This is a genomic window from Mesorhizobium sp. P5_C1, from assembly GCF_054049815.1.
In genome coordinates this window covers 1-3845 of record NZ_JBFULQ010000517.1, presented here as the reverse complement: position 1 = coordinate 3845, position 3845 = coordinate 1, and the positions used below count along the sequence as shown (strand labels likewise).

5 protein-coding genes are annotated in these 3845 nt (G+C 61.3%); 2 read left to right on the top strand and 3 right to left on the bottom strand.

The annotated features are described in order from the left end of the window. A partial coding sequence (locus ACXJ7R_RS27000) for a metallophosphoesterase (RefSeq protein WP_457154489.1) occupies positions 1–712 on the bottom strand: 712 nt, incomplete at its 3' end. Between the two features lie 149 nt (positions 713–861). After that, positions 862–2127 (bottom strand): NAD(P)/FAD-dependent oxidoreductase, encoded by a 1266-nt coding sequence (locus ACXJ7R_RS26995; RefSeq protein ID WP_457154488.1) that lies wholly within the window; start codon positions 2125–2127, stop codon positions 862–864. Between the two features lie 165 nt (positions 2128–2292). Here ACXJ7R_RS26995 and ACXJ7R_RS26990 point away from each other — a divergent pair, with 165 nt between their 5' ends. Beyond that, positions 2293–2943: a 5-formyltetrahydrofolate cyclo-ligase gene (locus tag ACXJ7R_RS26990; protein WP_457154487.1), complete on the top strand. Its 651-nt coding sequence runs from the start codon at positions 2293–2295 to the stop codon at positions 2941–2943. Between the two features lie 201 nt (positions 2944–3144). After that, a complete protein-coding gene (locus ACXJ7R_RS26985; protein WP_143748960.1) occupies positions 3145–3558 on the top strand; it encodes a hypothetical protein in 414 nt (137 codons plus the stop codon). On the opposite strand, the gene ACXJ7R_RS26980 is transcribed toward ACXJ7R_RS26985, so the two are convergent. Continuing rightward, positions 3555–3845, bottom strand: a 291-nt coding sequence (locus tag ACXJ7R_RS26980; RefSeq protein ID WP_457154486.1) for an Lrp/AsnC ligand binding domain-containing protein, incomplete at its 5' end; no start/stop codon positions are given. The two genes, ACXJ7R_RS26985 and ACXJ7R_RS26980, sit on opposite strands and share 4 nt — an antisense overlap.

Below are 3845 nucleotides of genomic sequence, written 5' to 3'. Positions count from 1 at the left end.
CCTTAATCTGTGGCACCCAGGCGTTGGCCGCCTCGACGATGTCGCGTGTCTTGACGTTGCCCTCCAGATTCTTGAGATCCCAGACCATGATCTGCGGCGGCACGAAGCCGATGATGCCGATCCTGATCGGCTGCTCGGCGCCTGACCCGTCCCTGATCTTCTTGTCGAGGATGACATAGGGCTTGAGATAAAGCTTGTCGTCACGCGGGTTCGCAGCAAGCTCGGTGCCGCGGATCAAATTGGCGCAGACAAAGGGGAAATTGGCGCCAGCCAGCACCTTGTCCATGAACGACAGGCCGTAATTGAACTCGTGGTTGCCCAGCGTCGAGCATTCGTAGCCGAGCAGGTTCATGGCCTTCATGATCGGATGCAGGTCGCCATCCTTCATGCCCCTCTCATAGGCGATGTAGTCGCCCATCGGATTGCCCTGCAGCAGGTCGCCATTGTCGATCAGCATCGAATTGACGGCTTCCTTGCGCACTGCGTCGATCAGGGAAGCCGTGCGCGACAGGCCCATCGTGTCGTTCGCTTTGTCGGCGTAGTAATCGTAAGGCAGCACGTTCACATGGATGTCGGTGGTTTCCATGATCCGAAGATGGGCCTGGTTGGCCTGGGCGCGGGCGGAGAACGGATGCAGCATGATCAACGCTCCTGCGGCGGCGGCACCGCCAAGGAGATCGCGGCGGGAGACGGGATGGAGCAGTCGAGACATGTTTTCTCCTTCGACGACGTGACAAGCCCTGCCCCGAAGCGAACTTTGCGCTGAAACCCATCCGAGTCCATTCAAGAAATTGCGCGCATCGGAACGCCACTCGATCAGCAACAGATGACGTGCGGATGAACGGGTCTGGGGAGAAGAAATCAGCCCTTGTCGTCGTCGCCCTGGGTGATCAGCCGCGCGCTGCGCTGGCCCGTCGCGTAGATCCATAGCCAGCTCAGTGAAACCGCAAGCCGGTTGCGAAAGCCGATCAGGAAATAGATGTGGGCTATGCCCCACAGCCACCATGCCGCCCAGCCGGTCAGCTTGATCCAGCCGAAATCAATCACGGCGGCGCGCTTGCCGATCGTGGCGAGGTCGCCGTCATGCCTGTAGCGGAACGGCCGTGGGCCGGTGTCGCCGGCAAGCCGCGCCTTCAGCGTGGCGGCGACATGGCGGCCCTGCTGCTTGGCGGCCGGAGCCACGCCGGGAACGGGCCGCCCGTCCGGCCGCAGCACATGCGCGGCATCGCCGACGACGAAAATCTCCGGGCTGCCCGGCACGCTCAAGTCAGGCTCGACGAGCACCCTGCCCGCCCGGTCCGCCGCCGCGCCTAGCCATTCGGCGGCCGGCGAGGCGGCAACGCCCGCTGCCCACAGGATTGTGCCTGCCGACAAGTGCCTGTCGCCGAAGACTACGCCCTCTGCGTCGCACCGTGTAACAGCCCGGCCGAGTTCGATTGTCACACCGAGCCGCTCGAGCGCCTTCACCGCGTAGTTGGAAAGCCTCGGTGCAAAATTGGCCAGAATACGATCGCCGGCCTCGATGAGCACGACACGCGTTTGTCGTGTATCGATGTTGCGGAATTCACCGCGCAGCGTGTCATGCGCCAGTTCGACGATGGTGCCGGCAAGCTCGACGCCGGTCGGCCCGCCACCGACGATCGCAATGGTCAGCAGCGCCTCGCGCTTGACGGGATCGGCCTCCCGCTCGGCCTGCTCGAAGGCCAGCAGAATGCGCCGCCGAACCGTGGTGGCATCCTCCAGCGTCTTCAGGCCGGGCGCGAAAGGTTCCCATTCATCGTGGCCGAAATAGGCGTGGCGCGCGCCGGTGGCGAGCAGCAGCGTGTCATAGGCGACCGCACTGCCATCATCGAGCAGCACGCGCTTGCCGGCGCGATCGACGCCGACGACATTGGCAAGCAGCGTCGTCACATCCTTGCGCTTGCGCAGGAGGTGGCGGACCGGCCATGCAATTTCGGACGTCGCCAGCGCCGTGGTCGCCACCTGGTAGAGCAGCGGCTGGAAGAGGTGATGATTACGCTTGTCGATCATGGTGATGCGGACCGGCGCACCGCCAAGCGCTCGGGTGAATTCGAGACCGCCGAAACCTGCGCCGACAACAACGACATGATGGCTGGCGTGGTTCATCTCATTCACCGCTAACGGGCAAGATTGCCTAGGCTAGATGTAGGTACTTTTGTGCATCGCAGCAACGCGGGGGAGGTGCCTGAGACTCGTCGTTCTATGTCGTGAACGCACATGTCGTATCGTGTCACGAGGTATAGCGTGATCAAATACGCGATGAGGTAAAGCATGGCTAGCAATCATGACGACCAAGGTCCGGCGCAATATGCCTCTCCTCCCTGCTTCATGCATGAACTCGATCCCGCGTTTCAGACACCACTAGCCGACTGGACCGACGTCCGGCGCTGGCGCAAGGCCGAGCGCGAACGCCTGATCGCCGCGCGTCTCGCCGTTTCGGCCGACGCGCGAACGGTGATGTCGCAGCGCATTGCGCAAGGTCTCGACGCAATCGTCGGCGAGATCGTCGGCCGCATGGTCAGTCTCTACTGGCCGTTTCGCGGCGAGCCGGACCTGCGCCCATGGATGGCGTCCGTCAATGCGCGCGGCGGCCGCACCGCCCTGCCCGTTGTCATCGAGAAAGGTCAGCCGCTGATCTTTCGCCCCTACGCGCCGGGCGACCGGCTGGAAAAAGGTGTCTGGAACATCCCGATCCCGGCCGAGGGCGATCCGGTGCTGCCCGACATCGTCATTGCGCCAATCGTCGGCATCGATCCTCGAAACTACCGCCTGGGCTATGGCGGCGGGTTCTTCGATCGCACGCTGGCGGCGATGCCGTTCAAGCCGCTGGTGATCGGCGTCGGCTATGAGTTGCAGCGTATCGCCACCATCTACCCGCAGCCGCACGACATCCCGATGGATCGGATCGTCACCGAGGCCTAACACCCTGTTTGGAAAATGAGACCGGCTGGATTTCTGTTCCGCTGCGAAGCAGCGCAAATGTCATGTGRCAAAAATCCGACTTGGTCGATAAATAGTCTGATCTTCAAGGGAACCATGCCGCGGCGTTTCGACATGCGCTCCGGGCGGATCCAACAGTGTCCGGTAACTCCTAGGATTGGCTGCGTCACAACGGATGATAAGATGATCGGACGAACCACAGCGGCTGCCCTTGCAATTGCGTTTTCCGTTTCGCCTTCGCAGGCGCAACCACAGCATCGTTTACCGAGCGGCTATAAATGGGGCCGCTGCCTGCTTACTGTTGACGGTCAGACTCGCATATCCGGAAGATGCTACTATCAAATCGAGAAGGGCGGCGATTTTAATATCCAGGGGCCTCGGCAAGTTTTTGCAGGTATCGACTATCCTGATACGCATAGTGGGGCTGGTGAAATGTCCAAAGACTACTGGGCAGTTGTTTACAAGGACGGTGATCTTTGGGAAGGCTATAGCAACTCGGACGTTTCCGAAACTCACGGTGACGAACGCTGGGAAGACCTTCGCCGCGAAGGGGCATGCTATGTTGGGAAGGACGTCCGGGTATGCCTTTGGCGTTAAGCCATTTCCGGCTTCATGCCCATCGCCGTGCGGTCGACGATCTCACGCAAGGCGAATGACGAGTTGATCTTGGTCACATGCGGCATCGCCGACAGCCATTCCTTGTGGATGCGTTCGTAGTCGACGAGATCCTTGGCCGCGATGCGCAGGATATAGTCGTATTCGCCCGACATCAGGTGGCAGGACAGCACATTCGGGCAGCGCTTGATTGCCGCCTCGAAATCCGACAGCGTCTTCTCGAACTGTCCTGACAGCGAAATATGCACGATCGCCGTCATCTGATGGCC

What these genes read in the sequence shown, in the direction of transcription:
- ACXJ7R_RS26995 (WP_457154488.1), bottom strand. Translation starts at nt 2,127, where the DNA reads ATGAACCACGCCAGCCATCATGTCGTTGTTGTCGGCGCAGGTTTCGGC.
- ACXJ7R_RS26990 (WP_457154487.1), top strand. Translation starts at nt 2,293, where the DNA reads ATGGCTAGCAATCATGACGACCAAGGTCCGGCGCAATATGCCTCTCCT.
- ACXJ7R_RS26985 (WP_143748960.1), top strand. Translation starts at nt 3,145, where the DNA reads ATGATCGGACGAACCACAGCGGCTGCCCTTGCAATTGCGTTTTCCGTT.